15 protein-coding genes and 1 pseudogene are annotated in these 17061 nt (G+C 71.8%); 2 read left to right on the plus strand and 14 right to left on the minus strand.

Annotated features, from left to right (window positions below; translation table 11 throughout):
* Positions 1 to 111: 111 nt before the first annotated feature.
* From IH68_RS0114210 to IH68_RS0114220, 3 genes are all read right to left on the minus strand, one after another.
* Positions 112 to 1260, minus strand: a complete 1149-nt coding sequence (locus IH68_RS0114210) for a carbohydrate kinase family protein (RefSeq protein WP_030934126.1) — start codon at positions 1258 to 1260, stop codon at positions 112 to 114.
* Positions 1261 to 1618: 358 nt separating this feature from the next.
* Positions 1619 to 2908: a glucarate dehydratase family protein gene (locus IH68_RS0114215; protein WP_030934129.1), complete on the minus strand. Its 1290-nt coding sequence runs from the start codon at positions 2906 to 2908 to the stop codon at positions 1619 to 1621.
* Positions 2905 to 3879: a 5-dehydro-4-deoxyglucarate dehydratase gene (locus IH68_RS0114220; RefSeq protein WP_199931876.1), complete on the minus strand. Its 975-nt coding sequence runs from the start codon at positions 3877 to 3879 to the stop codon at positions 2905 to 2907. The genes IH68_RS0114215 and IH68_RS0114220 overlap by 4 nt, the downstream gene beginning before the upstream one ends.
* Before the next feature lie 76 nt (positions 3880 to 3955).
* Between IH68_RS0114220 and IH68_RS0114225 the strand changes: the two genes are divergently transcribed.
* Together IH68_RS0114225 and IH68_RS0114230 are read left to right on the plus strand one after the other, a co-directional pair.
* Entirely contained in the window at positions 3956 to 4750 is a 795-nt protein-coding gene (locus tag IH68_RS0114225) for an IclR family transcriptional regulator (protein ID WP_030934135.1), read from the plus strand.
* Between the two features lie 221 nt (positions 4751 to 4971).
* Complete coding sequence (locus IH68_RS0114230) at positions 4972 to 6204, plus strand: MFS transporter (protein ID WP_030934138.1); 1233 nt, start codon at positions 4972 to 4974, stop codon at positions 6202 to 6204.
* On the opposite strand, the gene IH68_RS0114235 is transcribed toward IH68_RS0114230, so the two are convergent.
* The 11 genes and pseudogenes from IH68_RS0114235 to hrcA form a co-directional block, all read right to left on the minus strand.
* Positions 6201 to 7190 carry an adenosine deaminase gene (locus tag IH68_RS0114235; protein WP_030934141.1) on the minus strand — a complete coding sequence of 330 codons (990 nt, stop codon included), beginning with the start codon at positions 7188 to 7190 and terminating at the stop codon, positions 6201 to 6203. The genes IH68_RS0114230 and IH68_RS0114235 overlap by 4 nt on opposite strands.
* 20 nt (positions 7191 to 7210) lie before the next feature.
* Entirely contained in the window at positions 7211 to 8116 is a 906-nt protein-coding gene (locus IH68_RS0114240; RefSeq protein ID WP_030934144.1) for a ribonuclease Z, read from the minus strand.
* A gap of 21 nt (positions 8117 to 8137) precedes the next feature.
* Positions 8138 to 8491, minus strand: a complete 354-nt coding sequence (locus IH68_RS0114245) for a histidine triad nucleotide-binding protein (protein ID WP_030934147.1) — start codon at positions 8489 to 8491, stop codon at positions 8138 to 8140.
* 65 nt (positions 8492 to 8556) lie between these two features.
* Positions 8557 to 11754 (minus strand): S41 family peptidase, encoded by a 3198-nt coding sequence (locus tag IH68_RS0114250; protein ID WP_030934150.1) that lies wholly within the window; start codon positions 11752 to 11754, stop codon positions 8557 to 8559.
* 45 nt (positions 11755 to 11799) lie between these two features.
* Complete coding sequence (locus IH68_RS0114255) at positions 11800 to 12363, minus strand: hypothetical protein (protein WP_051833423.1); 564 nt, start codon at positions 12361 to 12363, stop codon at positions 11800 to 11802.
* 76 nt (positions 12364 to 12439) lie between these two features.
* Positions 12440 to 12832, minus strand: coding sequence for a VOC family protein (locus IH68_RS0114260; RefSeq protein WP_030934156.1), 393 nt, complete (start codon positions 12830 to 12832; stop codon positions 12440 to 12442).
* A 19-nt stretch (positions 12833 to 12851) separates the two neighbouring features.
* Positions 12852 to 13604, minus strand: a complete 753-nt coding sequence (locus IH68_RS0114265; protein WP_030934160.1) for a 16S rRNA (uracil(1498)-N(3))-methyltransferase — start codon at positions 13602 to 13604, stop codon at positions 12852 to 12854.
* The gene (locus IH68_RS0114270; protein WP_030934162.1) at positions 13601 to 14677 is read right to left on the minus strand and encodes a nitronate monooxygenase; all 1077 of its coding nucleotides are present in this window, start codon (positions 14675 to 14677) and stop codon (positions 13601 to 13603) included. Before IH68_RS0114270 ends, IH68_RS0114265 begins: the two co-directional genes overlap by 4 nt.
* A gap of 59 nt (positions 14678 to 14736) precedes the next feature.
* Positions 14737 to 14883, minus strand: a pseudogene (locus IH68_RS59765) (cobyrinic acid a,c-diamide synthase); the annotation flags it as partial.
* Positions 14867 to 16003 (minus strand): molecular chaperone DnaJ, encoded by a 1137-nt coding sequence (dnaJ, locus tag IH68_RS0114275; protein ID WP_030934165.1) that lies wholly within the window; start codon positions 16001 to 16003, stop codon positions 14867 to 14869. The pseudogene IH68_RS59765 and the gene dnaJ, both read right to left, overlap by 17 nt.
* On the minus strand, positions 16004 to 17020 hold the full coding sequence (gene hrcA, locus IH68_RS0114280) for a heat-inducible transcriptional repressor HrcA (protein ID WP_030934169.1): 1017 nt from the start codon (positions 17018 to 17020) through the stop codon (positions 16004 to 16006). It lies immediately after the preceding gene.
* Between the last annotated feature and the right edge of the window lie 41 nt (positions 17021 to 17061).

Here is a 17061-nt window from a genome sequence, read left to right on the forward strand (position 1 = left end):
AAAAGGCACGCCAGCCACTTGGGCTGCCCTGGCGGTTTCAAGGGTACGCCGGGGGACTGACAACGCCGTAGGCCTTTTCGGCAGGCGCTGTTTCACACTCGCTTGCAATGCTCAGGCCGATCTGAACCCGATCGTCGGGACGGCCCTGCGCCGCGGCCACGGCCTCGCGGCGTCCTCCTCCGGGATCAGGCGCTCCAGGAACGCATACCGCCGGAGCGCCGCCGGATCCTGCCCCGCCACCGACTGCACCTTCCGCCACCACGCCGCGATCTCCGACCACCCCGGGGCCGACAGCGATCCCCCGAACTCCTGGACGGACAGCGCGGCCGTCAGCCCCGCGAAGGCCAGCCGGTCCGCCAGTGGCCAGTCCGCCAGCGTGCCGGTGACGAAGCCCGCGACGAACACATCGCCCGCGCCGGTCGGATCCAGGGCCTCCACGGCGATCGCGGGGACCTCGGCCGTCTCCCCGGTACGCCGGTCCACGGCGTACGCGCCCTCCGCGCCGAGGGTGACCACCGCGAGCGGAACGTGCTCGGTGAGGGCGTGGGCGGCGGCGCGCGGGGAGGCGGCGCCCGTGTACCGCATCGCCTCCTCCGCGTTCGGCAGGAAGGCCTCGCAGTGTTCGAGGTCGGTCAGGCCCGCCAGGTCCCAGGCGCCGGTCTCGTCCCAGCCGACGTCGGCGAAGATCCGGGCGCCGTGGTGCGCGGCCTGGGCGATCCAGGGGGCGCGCCTGCCGGGGGTGAGGGAGGCGACGGCGGCACGCGCGCGGGGCGGGCAGTCGGGGGCGCCCCCTTGGTTGAACACGGTCTCGGGAGGTGGCTCGTGGCCGTGGGAGACCATCGTGCGCTCGCCCTCGTACGCCATCGACACGGTGACCGAGGAGTGCCAGCCGGGGACCCTGCGCGAGGCGGAAAGGTCGATGCCCTCGCCCTGTTCCAGGGCGTCCCAGCAGTACTCCCCGTAGTGGTCGTCGCCGAAGGCCGCCGCGAGGGAGGTCTTCAGGCCCAGGCGGGCGAGTGCGGTGGCCATGTTGGCGACGCCGCCGGGGCTCGACCCCATCCCGCGTGCCCAGGACTCGGTGCCACGGACCGGAGCGGAGTCGAGCCCGGTGAAGATGATGTCGAGGAAGACGGGCCCGGTGAGATACACGTCCCAGGGGGGATCGTCCGGTGTGCGCAGTACGGCCAGGGGGTCGACCTGGGCCTGGCACTGCGGTCCCGCTGTGATGGGTGCTGGTCCCTTTCCGTTGGACGCGCTCACGGTGCACTCCCTGACATGGTGCGGATCAGGCCAGTGTGCACCACCCCACCGACAACACGCCGCCGCGCCGGCCAGGCATTCCAGCCCGCCCGGCGTTTGAGGACGAGGCCGTTCAGGCCGATCGGGGTCCGGGGCGGAGCCCCGAAGCGAGGTGCAGGGGACGCAGTCCCCGCCGGGCCCGGGGGCGGAGCCCCGGGCGGGGTGCAGGGGACGCAGCCCCGGCCAGGACCGAGGGGCGGAGCCCCGGGCTGGGCGCAGGGGCCGAAGCCCCCGCCGGGGTGCAGGGGCGGAGCCCCGGGCTGGGTCATAGGGGCGGCAGCCCCTGGGGATGGGAACGGGTAAGGGCGGCGGGGGCGGTCTACCAGCGGGGGACGGACGGCGTGACCCACCCCGGCTCGGCGACCCGCATGGCCGCCGCGTCGTCCCGCTCACGCAGCGCCCCGTCGTCGTCCAGCCACCGCTGGTGGAGAAACCCCAGCTTGGCGCGGTCGAGCGAGACACCGAGGCCCGGCGCATCGGAGACGGCGACCTTGCCGCCTTCGAAGCTCAGCCGAGCGCTGAGCACGTCCTCCGACTGCCACGGATAGTGCGAGTCACACGCATGGTGCAGGTTCGGCACGGTGGCCGCGACATGCGTCATCGCGGCCAGGCTGATCCCCAGGTGGGTGTTGGAGTGCATGGACACCCCGACTCCGAACGTGCGGCAGACGGCGGCCAGTTGCTGCGTGTTGCGCAGCCCGCCCCAGTAGTGGTGGTCCGACAGCACCACCTGGACGGCGTCCCGCGTGAACGCTTCCTTGATCTCGGCGAAGGTCGTCACACACATGTTGGTGGCGAGCGGCACGCCGGTGGCGGCGGAGACCTCGGCCATGGCGGCGGTGCCGAGCGCCGGGTCCTCCAGGTATTCGAGGACGTCCCCGATCTCCTCGGCCACCTTCAACGACGTCTCCACGGACCAGGCACCGTTGGGGTCCAGCCGCAGCGGGTGCCCGGGAAACGCCTCCGCGAGAGCCAGCACGGCGGCGATCTCCTCGTCCGGCGGGAAGACACCGCCCTTCAGCTTGAACGACGTGAACCCGTACCGCTCCTTGAACAGCCTGGCCTGCTCCACGACCCCGGCCGGGTCGAGGGCGGCACCCCAGTCGTCCTTCTCGCAGGCCACGCCCTCGGGGTGGTCGGCCCACCGGTAGAACAGGTAGGCGCTGTACTCGACCGCGTCCCGTACCTTGCCGCCGAGCAGCGCGTGCACCGGCAGTCCGAGCGCCTTGCCGAGGGCGTCGAGGCAGGCGACCTCGAAGCCGGAGACGACGGACAGCCGCAGCTTGTCGGCGGTCTGGACGCCGCGCAGTCCGCCGACGTCGACCTGGTTCTGGACCCGCGCCGAGTCCACGGAGACCTCGTCGGCGATCACGAACAGCCCGTTCAGATCACTGACCTGACGGCCTTTCAGCTTATCGGCGAAGGGCCGGGCGAGCTCCAGGTACTTGGTGTCGCCGTAGGTCTCGCCGACACCCGTGATCCCGTCGGCCGTCACCACCTCCACGATCAGCCGCGGGGTGTACGGCTGGTGGACGCCCTGCGTGTTGAGCAGCGGCGGGTCGGCGACCAGGATCGGCGTCAGCCGTACGTCGGTGATCGTGAGGTTCACAGCGCGGCTCCTACGAGGTCGAGTCCGGTGGCGAGCAGGGTTTCGAGGTCGGCCAGGTCGGTGGCCGAGGGATCGGTGAGCGGGGCGCGGACGGGGCCGACGGGGCGGCCGCGCAGCCGGGCCGCCGCCTTGACCAGCGACACGGCGTATCCCGGTACGCGGTCGCGGAGCTCGACGAGCGGGACGTAGAAGTCGCGCAGCAGCCGCTCTGTGACCTTGTTGCCACCGTCGTCACCGTCGCGCAGGGCCGCGAAGAAGGCGTTCGCGATCTCGGGGGCGAAGGCGTGCACGGCGGAGGAGTAGGCGGGGATGCCGACGGTGGCGTAGGCCCGGGCCTGGATCTCGGCGGTGGACGCGCCGTTGAAGAAGAGGAAGCCCTCGGGTGCGGCGAGGGTCAGGCGCTGGAGGCGGTCGAGGTCGCTGTGGCCGTCCTTGAGGCCGATGACGTTCGGGATGGCCGCGATGCGCCGCAGGGAAGCTGCCGTGTAGGCGACCTGGCCGCGCTGGTAGGCGATGAGCGGCAGCCGGGTGCGGGCGGCGATCTGCTCCAGCTGTGCGACGAGGCCCTCCTGCGGGGCGGCGACCAGGTAGTGCGGCAGGACGAGCAGCGCGTCGGCGCCGGCCTCCTCGGCGATGCGGGCGAACCGGGCGGCCTGCGCCCAGCCGTACCCGACACCGGCGACGACGGGCAGGCGTCCGCCCGCCTCCTGGACGGCGATGGTGACGACCTGCCGGTACTCGTCCTCGTCCAGCGAGAAGAACTCGCCGGTGCCGCAGGCGGGGAAGACCGCGCCGGGGGCGGTGGCGATCTGTGCCGCGACATGGGCGCGGAAGCCCTCCGGGTCGAGCGAGCCGTCGTCGTGGAAGGACGTCAGCGGGAAGGAGAGCACTCCTCTTTCCATCCCGTCGCGCAGCCTCCGTACAGCTGCCTCCGCCTCACCCGTCACGACGTCTCCCCATGTAGATGTCATCCATGTATGAAGACAGAGCCTAGATATGCGAACAGCAGCAGTCAACGGTCCGACATGGGCCGACTAACATCGCCCCATGTCGGAGACAGGTGGCGGCGTGCGCGAGGTGAAGTCCGCCGCGCGGACGGTCGAACTGCTGGAACTGCTCGCCGAGCGCGGCGACCGTCCGGCACGACTGCAGGAGCTGGCGGACGAGCTGGGAGTCCCGCGCAGCTCGATGTACGCACTGCTGCAGACCCTGATCAGCAGAGGCTGGGTGCGCACGGACGTCACCGGTTCGCTGTACGGCATCGGCATCCACGCCCTGCTCACCGGCACCAGCTACCTCGACTCCGACCCGCGGGTGCGCCTCGTACGGCCGTATCTCGACGAGGCGTCCGAGGCGCTCGGCGAGACCATCCACATGGGGCGGCTCGACGGGCGGGACGTGGCGTATCTGGCCACGCGGGAGTCGCACGAATATCTGCGGACCATCAGCCGCGTCGGCCGCCGGCTGCCCGCGCACGCGGGCGCGCTGGGCAAGGCACTGCTGGCCGAGCGCGGCGACGCGGAGCTGCCCGAGGGGCCGTACCAGGCGCTCACACCGAACACGCACACCGGCCGCGAGTCGCTGGCGGCGGATCTCGCCCGGGTCCGCACCCGTGGTTACTCGGTCGACCGCGAGGAGGGCGTGGCCGGAATCGTCGGTTTCGGCTTCGCGCTGCGCTACGACGCCCCCGCTCAGGACGCGATCAGCTGCTCGGTGCCGGTGGCCCGGCTGACGCCGGAACACGAGGAGCGGATCGTGGCGGTGATGCGGGAGATCCGCCTGAAGATCGAGGCGACGGCACCGGGCGCCGGCGGCGCTGCTCACTGGCGCCAGTCGGCCTGAAAGGCCTCGTCCTCAATCACCGCACGGGCTGAAATCACCCGACCGGCGCCTTCGACTACCCGACCTCTCCTGCCCCAAACGCAACGTGCGCCACATCACACCCCCCGCGCTTCTTTCCCGAACCGCGTGCTTGATACAAATTCTCCGCGCGTTCCTGTCCGTCGACGGTCGTCGCCCAACCCCTTCTTGAGCCGCTTCTTTCGCATGCCCTGGGAACGCCCGTGTTCGCCCCTCGCACCACCCCCTGGCCCCTCGTCGCCCTTTTCACGGCCGGGTACCTCGCTCCGTATCTGCTGCCGACCACCGTCGGACGGCTCGACTCGGGGCTTCCGCTCTCCGCCACCGAGGCGGGCGCCATCGGCAGTGCGCTGCTGCTGAGTTCGGCCACGGCCGGCTTCCTGCTCGCCTCCCGCGTCGACCGCGTAGGCCCCCGCACCCTGGCCCGCCTCGGTCTCCTGCTCGCGGTCCTCGGCTACGGCGGCGCCGCGCTCACCCACGCCCTCCCCGCGGTCGTCGCGGGCGCGCTCGTCGGCGGTTTCGGCTCCGGTACGGCGACGACGGTCGCCGCCACCGGGATCGCCGCCCAGCGGGACCCGCACCGGACGACCACGCTGGGCCTGCTCGGTGTGTCCGCGCTCGCGGGCGCCCTGTATCTGGCGATCCCCCACCTGGGCGCGGGCCACGGGCAGCCCCTCGCCGCGATCGCGCTCACCTCGCTCGCCGTCTGGCCGCTCACCGGCCGGCTCCCCGTACGTACGGCCGTCGCGCACAACCCCCTCGACGGCAGCCGTCTCCCCCATCCGCGTTCCGGCCTGGTCCTCGCCCTCGTCATGTTCTGCTGGTCGCTCGCGCAGAACGCCCTGTGGGGCGTCAGCGGCCGCATCGGCCTGGCCCAGGCGCACCTCGCGGAGGCCACTGTCGGCGCCGTATTCGCGGTGGCGCTCGGCGCGGGGCTGCTGGGGGTCGTCGGCGCGGGAGCGGTCGGGCCGCGGTTCGGCCGTGCGCTGCCCATCGGGGCGGGCACGGTGCTGATCTCCGGCTGCATCGTGCTCAGCGCGTCCGCGACCGACCTGACGACGTTCGCGAGCGGTGAGATCGCCTGGAACGTGCTCTACCCGGTCGTCCTGTCGTACGTGATCGGCCTGGCGGCCTCCCTGGATCCGCGCGGCCGCTGGGCGGTGCTCGTCGGATCGGCGTCCTCGCTGGGGACGGCGGCGGGACCGCTGACGGGGAGTGTCCTGGCGGCACAGGCAGGGTTCCCGGTGATGGGTGCGGTCCTGGCCGTGGGGCTGCTGGTGATCACCGTACCGATGACCGCGGTGGCTGTTTCAGCCCGTCTGGGGGCACCCCCTCTGGGGGAGTTTGAGGACAAGGCCGTTCAGGCCGAAAGCGGGGGTCTGGGGGCGCAGCCCCCAGCGACGACCCCCGCACCGGACTTCACCACCGCCGCCTAGAACTCGTACGCCTCCACCTCGGAGAGGTACCGCGCCCGGCGCTCCTCGTCGTCCTCCAGGAAGGACGCGAGGAAGGAGTTGCGGGCCAGTTCGCGCAACCGTTCCTCGGTCAGACCGAGCGCCGACCGCACCGCGTCGAAGTTGTCGCCCGCGTAGCCGCCGAAGTAGGCGGGGTCGTCGGAGTTGACCGTGCAGAGCAGGCCGGCGTCGAGCATGGCGGGCAGCGGGTGGTCGGCGAGGGTGTCGACCGTGCGCAGGCGGACGTTGGAGAGGGGGCAGAGGGTGAGCGGGATCCGGTCGCGGACCAGCCGGGCCACCAGCTGCTCGTCCTCCATGCAGCGCAGCCCGTGGTCCACGCGCTCCACCCCGAGCACGTCCAGGGCCTCGGTGATGTACTCCGGCGGGCCCTCCTCCCCCGCGTGTGCCACCCGGCGCAGACCGAGCGCGGCGGCGGCCTCGTACACCTCGCGGAACTTCACCGGCGGGTGCCCGACCTCGGCGGAGTCGAGGCCGACGCCGGTGATCCGGTCCAGGTACGGCTTCGCGGCCTGAAGGGTCTGCAGCGCCGACTCGGCGGATTCGTCGCGCAGGAAGCAGAGGATGAGCCGGGTGGAGACACCGTGGGCGGCCTCGCTGCGCCCCAGCGCCCGCCACAGGCCCTCCACCACTGTGCCCATGCCCACGCCGCGCGCGAGGTGCGCCTGCGGGTCGAAGAAGATCTCCGCGTGCCGCACGCCCTGTGCGGCGGCGCGGGCCAGGTAGGCGTTCGCGAGGTCCTCGAAGTCCCGCTCGGTGCGCAGGACGGCCATGAGCTCGTAGTACAGGTTCAGGAAGGACTGGAGGTCCTCGAACTCGTATGCCTTGCGGAGCTCGTCCGTGTCCGCGTACGGCAGCTCGACGCCGTTGCGGGCGGCCAGTTCGAACGCGAGCTCCGGCTCCAGGGTGCCTTCGATGTGCAGGTGCAGTTCAGCTTTGGGGAGGGGCATCGCAGCATCGTACGGGTGTTTTATCGCCGTTTCGGAACCGGTACCCGGAGAAGATCGTGCGCGACCGTCAGCTCGCCCTCGAAGCCCGCCGCCCGTGCCTGCCGCTCGAACTCGTCGGGATCGGTGTAGCGCTGGCTGAAGTGCGTCAGCACCAGATGCCGTACGCCCGCGTCCCGCGCCACCGCCGCTGCCTGGCCCGCGGTGAGGTGGCCGTGCTCGACCGCGAGGCCGGTGTCCTCGTCGAGGAACGTCGACTCGATGACGAGCATGTCGCAGCCCTCGGCGAGTGCGTGCACCCCGTCGCACAGCCGGGTGTCCATGACGAACGCGAACCGCTGACCGCGGCGCACCTCGCTGACCTCCTCCAGGGACACTCCGCCGAGCGCGCCCTCCCGCTGGATACGGCCGACGTCCGGGCCCTTGATGCCGTGCGCGGCGAGGCGGTCGGGGAGCATACGGCGGCCGTCGGGTTCGGTCAGCCGGTAGCCGTAGGACTCCACGGGGTGCGAGAGCTTGCGGGCTTCGAGGGTGTACGAGGCGGTGACGGCCAGGGGGCCGTCGATGTCGACCGGGGCCTCGGTGAGGTCGACCGTCTCGCGGTAGGCGGTGGCGTAGCGCAGGCGGTCGAAGAAGCGCTGTCCGGAGCGCGGGTAGTGCGCGGTGATCTCGTGCGGGACCTGGTCCAGGTTGATGCGCTGGATGACGCCCGCGAGGCCCAGCGAGTGGTCGCCGTGGAAGTGGGTGACGCAGATCCGGTTGAGGTCGTGCGCGGCTGCCCCGGCACGCAGCATCTGCCGCTGCGTGCCCTCGCCGGGGTCGAAGAGGATGCCCTCGCCGTCCCAGCGCAGCAGGTAGCCGTTGTGGTTGCGGTGCCGGGTCGGGACCTGGCTGGCGGTGCCGAGCACCACCAATTCACGTACGGACACGGTGGCTTACGTCCTTCTGGGTCACCCGGGGGGCCACTGCAGACCGCGGCCGCCGAGGACGTGCGCGTGGGCGTGCCAGACGGTCTGGCCGGCGCCGGCACCCGTGTTGAAGACGATGCGGTAGCTCTCCAGCTTGTCCTCGTCGGCGACCGACTGGGCCTCGCGCAGGACGTCCGCGGCGAGGACCGGTTCCGCGGCGGCGAGCTCGGCCGCGTTCTTGTAGTGCGCCTTGGGGATCACCAGGACATGGGTGGGCGCCTGCGGGTTGATGTCCCGGAAGGCGACGGTGGTCTCCGTCTCGCGGACGATCGTCGCCGGGACATGCCCCGCGACGATCTTGCAGAACAGGCAGTCGTCCTGCGGCTCCCCTGCCATGTGGTCTCCTCAAGCCGGTTGATCGATCACGCTGATCGAGTACGGGGGCATCGTATCCAGGGACGTCAGTCCAGGCTCGGGGGTGTCTTGGCGGGGGTCTCCTCCAGGGCGGCCAGGGCGATGCGGATCGCCTCGTCCAGTTGGACGTCCCGCCCCGCCGCGTAGTCCTGCGGCCGCTGGACCACCTCCACGTCCGGGTCCACACCGCGGTTCTCGACGTCCCAGCCGTAACCCTCCAGCCAGAAGGCGTACTTGGGCTGGGTGACCAGCGTGCCGTCGACCAGACGGTAGCGGCTGTCGATGCCGATGACACCGCCCCAGGTCCGGGTGCCGACGACCGGTCCGATGCCGAGTGCCTTGATGGCCGCGTTGACGATGTCGCCGTCGGAGCCCGAGAACTCGTTGGCGACGGCGACCACCGGTCCGCGGGGCGCGTCCGCCGGGTAGCTGTACGGCCGCAGGCCGCGCGGCACGGCCCAGCCGACGATCCGCCGGGCCAGCTTCTCGACGACGAGTTGGGAGGTGTGGCCGCCCCGGTTGTCCCGGACGTCCACGACGAGGCCCTCCCGGGCCACCTCGACCCGCAGGTCCCGGTGGATCTGGGCCCAGCCCGGCGCCTGCATGTCGGGGACGTGCAGATAGCCGATCCGCCCGCCGGACTGCTCGTGGACGTAGGCCCGCCGGTCCGCGACCCAGGCGTGGTACCGCAGCGGCTCCTCGTCCGCCACCGGCACGACGACCGCATGCCGCACCTCGCCTCCGCCGGACGGCGAGATCGTCAGCTCGACCGGTTTGCCCGCCGTGCCGACGAGCAGCGGTCCGGGCCCGGTCACCGGGTCCACGGGCTGCCCGCCCACCGCGGCGATCGCGTCCCCGGCCCGCACCGCGACGCCCGGCGCGGCCAGCGGGGAGCGGGCGTCGGGGTCGGAGGTCTCGGTCGGCAGGATCCGGTCGATGCGCCAACTGCCGTCCTGGTGACGGGAGATGTCGGCGCCGAGGAGCCCTTGCCGGGGCCCGTTGCCGTATCCGCCGTGCGGCATCACATAGGCGTGCGAGGTGCCGAGCTCGCCGTGCACCTCCCACAGGAGGTCGACGAGGTCGTCGTGGGTGGCCACGCGGTCCAGGACCGGCCGGTAGCGGTCGAGTACGCCGGTCCAGTCGACGCCGCTCATGTCCGGCCGCCAGAAGTGGTCCCGCATGATGCGGCCGGTCTCCTCGTACATCTGCCGCCACTCGGCCGAGGGGTCGGCCGTCTGCCGTACTCGGCTCAGGTCGACGGTGATGTTGGTGTCGCTGGTGTCGTCGTTGGACGCGCGCCGGTCGCTGGGTACGACCTTCAGCCGTCCGTCGGTCCACAGCAGCACCCGCTTGCCGTCGCCGCTGACCCGGAAGTGGTCGGCATCGGCGGCGAGGTGCTCCAGGCGGTGCTGGACGAGGTCGTAGCGCTCCAGCTCGGTCTTGGGGTCGGGATCGTCGGGGGTGGCCCTGGACACCCCGAGGACGCCCTGCACCGGGTGGCGCAGCCAGAGCACGCCGTCCTTCGCGGCACGCAGGTCGGAGTAGCGGGCGGCCTCGACCGGGAAGGGCACGATCCGGTCGGCGAGGCCTTCGAGGTCGATGCGGGTGGCCGGGGTGCCCTCGCTGTCGGGGGTCTCGTCCTTGTCGGGGGTGTCGAAGGGGCGTCCGTGCCGCTGCGGGCCGAAGGGGGAAGGTGTGGTCGCCGCGAGGGTGATCAGGTGCGGGCGGTCGCCGACCACGAAGGCGAGGTCGAAGACGTGCTCGTCGTAGACCGGGTCGAAGGAGCGGTTGGAGAGGAAGGCGATGTGTTTGCCGTCGAGGGTGAAGGCCGGCGCGTAGTCCCGGAAGCGCAGCGGGGTCGCCTCGGTGACCGTCAGGTCGGTGGTGTGGGCGATGCGGAGCTGGCGCAGCGGCCGCGGGCCGGGGTGGGACCAGGCGAGCCAGGCCGAGTCGGGCGAGAAGACCAGGCCGGTGACGTCCCCGTCCTCGCTGCGGTCGATCTCGCGGACCTCGCCGGTCTCCCGCTCGACGAGCAGGACGCGTCCGTCGTGCGCGGCGACCGCGGCCCGGCTGCCGTCGGGTGCCATGGCGAGCCCGAGGACGCGGCCGAGCTGTCCGGCGGCCAGGCGGCGCGGGGTGGCGCCGGGGGCCAGACCGGTGGCGGGCGCGAACTCCAGGGCGTCCTCGCCCTCCGCGTCCGTCACCCACACCACCCATTCCTCGCCCTCGGCGCGGAAAGTACGTGGCAGCCGGGCCCGTACGCCGGGTTCGGCGGCAAGCGCGCGGGTGGGTCCGGAGCGGTGGGTGACCCAGTGGACGGCTCCGCGCACGGCGACCGCGCTGCCGCGTGCGGTGTGGTCGGGGGCGGCCGATCCGAACCAGCGGGAGGCGTTCACGGCGAACGGCTGCCGGTCGGCGCGCTGCCCGCCGAGCCGGATGTCGAGGCGGCGGGGCTCGGCGCCGTCGAGGTCGTCGAGGATCCACAGCTCACCGGCCGAGGCGTAGACGACACGGGTGCCGTCGCCGGCGGCGTGCCGGGCGTAGAAGCCGTCGAGGGGCGTGTGCCGGCGCAGGTCGGAGCCGTCGGCGAGGGAGGAGTACACCGCCCCGACACCTTCGTGGTCGGACAGGAAGGCGATGCGCTCCCCCGCCCACACCGGGAACTCCAGGTTCCCGTGGAGCTCTTCATGCAGCCGTACGAATTCGCCCTGACCCTCCCGGTCGATCCACAGCTTGCCGGCGGTGCCCCCGCGATACCGCTTCCACCAGGCGGCCTCGCGCCCCATGGGTGCGGACAGCAGGACGGTGCTCGGCCCGTGCGCGACATGCCCGACGAGGCCGTACGGCAGGACGGTGGAAGGTCCGCCGTCGAGCGGGACGGCATGCGCCCAGCTGCGGCGCAGGTTCGCCTGGCCGTGCGTGGTGATCGCGAGGACCTGTCCGTCCGGGGTCCAGCCGCGCACCTGGGTGCGCCCACTGCCCCAGTGGGTCAGCCGCGTGGACGGTCCGCCGGCGACCGGGGCGATGTGCACCTCGGGCGCGCCGTCGCGGGTGGAGGTCCAGGCGACGGTCGTGCCGTCGGGCGAGATGCGGGGCAGGGTGACCGGTGTGTGGTCCGCGCTGACACGCCAGGCGCGTCCGCCGTCGACGGGGGCGAGCCACACGTCGTCCTCTGCCGTGAAGGCGACCAACTCGCCCCGCAGGTGCGGAAACCGGACATAGGCAGGCGTCGCAGGCTGTGTCACCCGATCACCCTACGCAGGGTCGCCACCCCGGGTCCGCGGTTTGGATCACTTGCCCTCGACGGGCCAGCACTTCGGATCGCCCTTGCACCAGATGGTCCTGGTGACCGTCACGGTGACGGTGGCGCCGGGCTGCCCGTTTCCGCCCGAGGGGTTGTTGAGGATGGGTGACGGTGTCGCGTTGCAGTTGCCGAGCCCCGTCACGTGGAACCACTGCTTGCCACCCACCTTGGCGGTGAGGTCGCCGCGCACGCAGGCACCGTCGACGGCGCGGGTGACCTTGCCGGTGACGGTGATGTCCCGTCGGTCCTTAGTCTGTCCCTGGCAGTCGACGTTGGCGACGGTGGTCTCGCTCGCCGAGGGCGCGGTCCGCCCCGCCGTGTTGGCCTTGTTGTTCCCGTAGTTGGCGGTGCAGCTGAGCCACTGCACGTCGACCTTCTGCCGCTTCAGCTCCGCGGTCGCGGTCTTGCTGGTCGTGTACGCCACGGCCGCCGAGTTCAGCCCGCCCGGATCACAGGCCACGGCCCCGCCGACGCCCAGCACGGCAAGTCCCAGCGCGGCCGCCACCCGCCGTCCGCGCGGCCGCCGCCAAATCCGCCTCAATGCCCCCATGGAGGGCAGCCTGCCACCGAGTGCCGTCCGGCGGTAGAGCGCATACGGTCACGAAAGCGCCCGCGTGCCCTGCGGGTCAGCCGCGCAGCAGCAGCCACTCCTGCAACTCCACCAAGTTCCCCTCGGGGTCCTTGAGATGGGCCACCCGCATGCGGTCCGTCATCGGCGACGGGCCGTGCAGGAGGACGGCGCCCCGGGTGGCGATCTCCTCGCAGTAGGTGTCGAGGTCGTCGACGCGCAGCACCACCAGGGAGCGGTGGCCCGTTGCCGTGTCGCCCAGCTCGTTCAGCACCTCGGCCATCATCGAACGGTCCTGGAGTGCGATGCCCGCCGAGCCGGTGGCCGGGCTGAACTTCTCGTACGGGCCCGCGGTCGCGCCCGACTGCGGCTTGAGGCCGAGGACCTCGGCATAGAACCGGTAGCAGACGGCGAAGTCGCTGACGAGGAGCCGGACTTGGGCGAGTTCCATGGTGTTCCCCCGTGATCGTTCAGGACCAGCGGCCGGTGCGGCCCAGGAGCAGGGCGGTCGCCGCGGTGCCCGCGGTCGATGTACGCAGCACGCTACGCCCGAGCCGGTACGCCTTGGCACCCGCCTCCTCGAAGAGCGCCAACTCCTGTTCGGAAACACCCCCTTCGGGGCCCACGACCAGCACGATCTCGCCCGCGGAGGGGAGTTCGGCGGTCGCCAGCGGCTCACTGCCGTAGTCGCGGTCCTCGTGCAGTACGGCGGCGAAGTCGGCTTTGGCGAGAAGTGCGGCAACCTGCTTGGTGGTTGCCGCGTCCGCGACCTCCGGGAAGCGCAGCCGACGGGACTGCTTGCCTGCCTCGCGGGCGGTGGCCCGCCACTTGGCGAGGGCCTTCAGCCCCCTCTCGCCCTTCCACTGGGTGATGCAGCGGGCCGCCGACCACGGCACGATCGCGTCGACGCCGGTCTCGGTCATCGTCTCGACGGCCAGCTCGCCGCGGTCCCCCTTGGGGAGGGCCTGGACGACGGTGATACGGGGGCTGGGCTCGGGCTCGACCGGGAACTCGACGGGCTCGACGAACAGCCGGTCCTTGCCCTCCGTCCGGACGACCGCACCGGCGGCACCGCGGCCCAGACCGTCGGTCAGCACCACGTCCTCGCCGGGCTGCAGCCGCCGTACGGACACCGCGTGCCGACCTTCGGGGCCGTCCAGTTCGACGATCGAGCCGGGCCCCACGCCTGCCAGCGACTCGACGACGAACACGGGCGCGGTCATCGCAGGTCCGCCTTGCCCGACAACGCTGTCCTGGCCATGTCGATCTCGGCGGCGAGGACCTCCACCAGTTGCCCGGCCGGCAGTTCGCGCGCCATGCGGTGCCCCTGCCCCGCCCACAGCGCCATGCCCTGTGCGTCGCCGGAGGCGGCGGCCTTCTTGCGCAGGGGCGAGGTGAGGTGGTGGATCTCCGGGTAGGCGGCGGGGGCGTACGGGCCGTGCTCGCGCAGGAAGCGGTTGACCAGGCCGCGGGCCGGGCGGCCGGAGAACGCGCGGGTCAGCTCCGTGCGCACGAACAGCGGGTTGGTCAGCGCCTGCTTGTGGACGGCGTTCGCGCCGGACTCCGGGGTGGCGAGGAACGCCGTGCCGAGCTGGGCGGCGCTCGCGCCCGCGGCCAGCGCCGCGGCGATCTGGCCGCCGCGCATGATGCCGCCGGCGGCGACGATCGGGATGCCCACGGTCTCGCGGACCTGGGCGACGAGCGAGAGCAGCCCGATGCCGGTGCCGTCCGCCTCCGGGTTGTCCCGGTGCGTGCCCTGGTGGCCACCGGCCTCCACGCCCTGCACGATCACCGCGTCGGCGCCGCCCAGCTGCACGGCGAGGGCCTCCTCAGGGGTGGTCGCGGTGACCAGCGTGAAGGTGCCCGCCCGGCGCAGGGAGTCGAGGACCTCGCGGCTCGGGACCCCGAAGTGGAAGGAGACCACCGGCACGGGGTTGTCGAGCAGCACGGCGAGCTTGGAGTCGTAGGCGTCGTCGCGGCCGCTGTCCGGATCGCCGAGCTCGGTCTCGTACCAGGCGGCCTCCCCGGCCAGCTGGTGGGCGTAGATCTCCACGGCACCGGGGTCGGCGTACTCGGGCTGGGGCATGAAGAGGTTCACGCCGAAGGGGCGGCCCGTGAGGCTCCGCAGCTGCTTGATCTCCTGGTACATGCCGTCGGCCGTCTTGTACCCGGCGGCAAGGAACCCCAGCCCGCCGGCCTCGCACACGGCGGCGGCCAGATGCGGCACGGAGACACCGCCCGCCATGGGGGCCTGCACGATCGGATGGGGGAAGAGATCGGTCAGTGCGGAGGACATGACGGCATGTTGTCACGTCCTCCGAACAAGTCCGAATCCGGCCTTACCTGTGGCACATGCCTGCTTTTCAGCCCGTCCGGCGTTTGAGGACGAGGCCGTTCAGGCCGAAAGCGGAGGTCTGGGGGCGCAGCCCCCAGGGACGGGAAGGGTAGGGGCGGCGGGGGCGAGAAACCCCTCGCAGCCACACCGTCACCGCCCGTTGAACGCATCCTTCAGCCGCGAGAAAAGACCTTGCTGCCCCGGCTGGAACTGCCCCTGCGGCCGCTCCTCACCCCGCAGCTTGGCAAGCTCCCGCAGCAACCGCTCCTGCTCGGGATCCAGCTTCGTCGGGGTCTGGACCTCCACGTGCACGATGAGGTCGCCGCGACCGCCGCCGCGCAGATGCGTGACACCCCGGCCGTGCAGCGGGATCGACTGGCCGGACTGGGTGCCTGGCCGGATGTCGACCTCCTCCATGCCGTCCAGCGTCTCCAGCGGCACCTTGGTGCCGAGGGACGCGGCCGTCATCGGGATGGTGACCGTGCAGTGCAGGTCGTCGCCGCGCCGCTGGAAGGTGGAGTGCGGCAGCTCGTGGATCTCGACGTACAGGTCACCGGCGGGACCGCCGCCGGGCCCGACCTCGCCCTCGCCCGCGAGCTGGATGCGGGTGCCGTTGTCGACACCGGCCGGGATCTTGACCGTGAGCGTACGGCGGGACCGTACGCGACCGTCACCCGCGCACTCCGGGCACGGCGTCGGAACGACCGTGCCGAAGCCCTGGCACTGCGGGCAGGGACGCGAGGTCATGACCTGGCCCAGGAAGGACCGTGTCACCTGCGACACCTCACCGCGACCGCGGCACATGTCACACGTCTGGGCGGAGGTACCGGGCGCCGCACCCTCACCGTTGCAGGTGGAGCAGACGATCGCCGTGTCGACCTGGATGTCCTTCGTCGTGCCGAAGGCCGCCTCGTCGAGCTCGATCTCCAGCCGGATCATCGCGTCCTGGCCCCGGCGCGTGCGCGAGCGCGGGCCGCGCTGGGACGCCGTACCGAAGAACGCGTCCATGATGTCCGAGAAGTTCCCGAAGCCACCCGCGCCGAAGCCGCCCGCACCGGCGCCGCCCGCCTGCGAGAGCGGGTCGCCGCCGAGGTCGTAGACCTGCTTCTTCTGCGGGTCCGAGAGCACCTCGTAAGCGGCGTTGATCTCCTTGAACCGCTCCTGGGTCTTCGGATCCGGGTTGACGTCCGGGTGCAGCTCGCGCGCGAGCCGCCGGAAGGCCTTCTTGATCTCTTCCTGCGACGCGTCGCGGCGCACGCCGAGAACGGCGTAGTAGTCCGTGGCCACTTACGACTCCGCCAGGATCTGTCCGACGTACCGTGCCACTGCGCGTACCGCTCCCATCGTTCCCGGGTAATCCATGCGGGTCGGTCCGACCACGCCGAGCTTGGCGACCGCCTCGTTGCCCGAACCGTAGCCGACCGACACCACTGAAGTGGAGTTGAGTCCCTCATAGGCGTTCTCGTGCCCGATGCGCACCGTCATGCCCGAATCCCCCGCCTCGCCAAGCAACTTGAGGAGCACGACCTGCTCCTCCAGCGCCTCCAGGACGGGGCGGATGGTGAGGGGGAAGTCATGTCCGAAACGGGTCAGATTGGCGGTGCCGCCGATCATCAGCCGTTCCTCGTTCTCCTCGACCAGTGTCTCCAGAAGTGTGGAGAGCACTGTCGAGACCGTACCCCGGTCTTCGACGTCGAAGCCTTCGGGCAGGTCTTCCACGAGCCGGGGGACGTCGGTGAAGCGACGGCCCGCGACCCGGCTGTTGAGCCGCGCCCGCAGATCCGCGAGCGAGGCCTCCCCGAACGGCGCCGGGCAGTCGACCATGCGCTGCTCGACCCGGCCGGTGTCGGTGATCAGCACGAGCATCACGCGCGCGGGGGCGAGCGAGAGCAGCTCCACGTGCCGCACGGTCGAGCGGGTCAGGGACGGGTACTGGACGACGGCGACCTGCCGGGTGAGCTGGGCGAGCAGCCGAACCGTCCGCGCCACCACATCGTCGAGGTCGACGGCGCCGTCGAGGAAGTTCTGGATCGCCCGCTTCTCGGGCGCGGACATGGGCTTGACGCCGGCGAGCTTGTCGACGAACAGCCGGTAGCCCTTGTCGGTGGGGATGCGCCCGGCGCTGGTGTGCGGCTGAGCGATGAAACCCTCGTCCTCCAGGGCCGCCATGTCGTTGCGGACCGTCGCCGGGGAGACGCCGAGGTTGTGCCGCTCGGTGAGGGCCTTCGACCCCACCGGCTCCTCGGTGCCGACATAGTCCTGGACGATGGCGCGCAGCACCTGAAGCCGTCGTTCACTCAGCATCCAGCGCACACCTCCAGAAGTCGTCCCCTAGGCGCTTCGCC

This window comes from Streptomyces sp. NRRL S-646 (assembly GCF_000720765.1).
Lineage (GTDB): Bacteria > Actinomycetota > Actinomycetes > Streptomycetales > Streptomycetaceae > Streptomyces.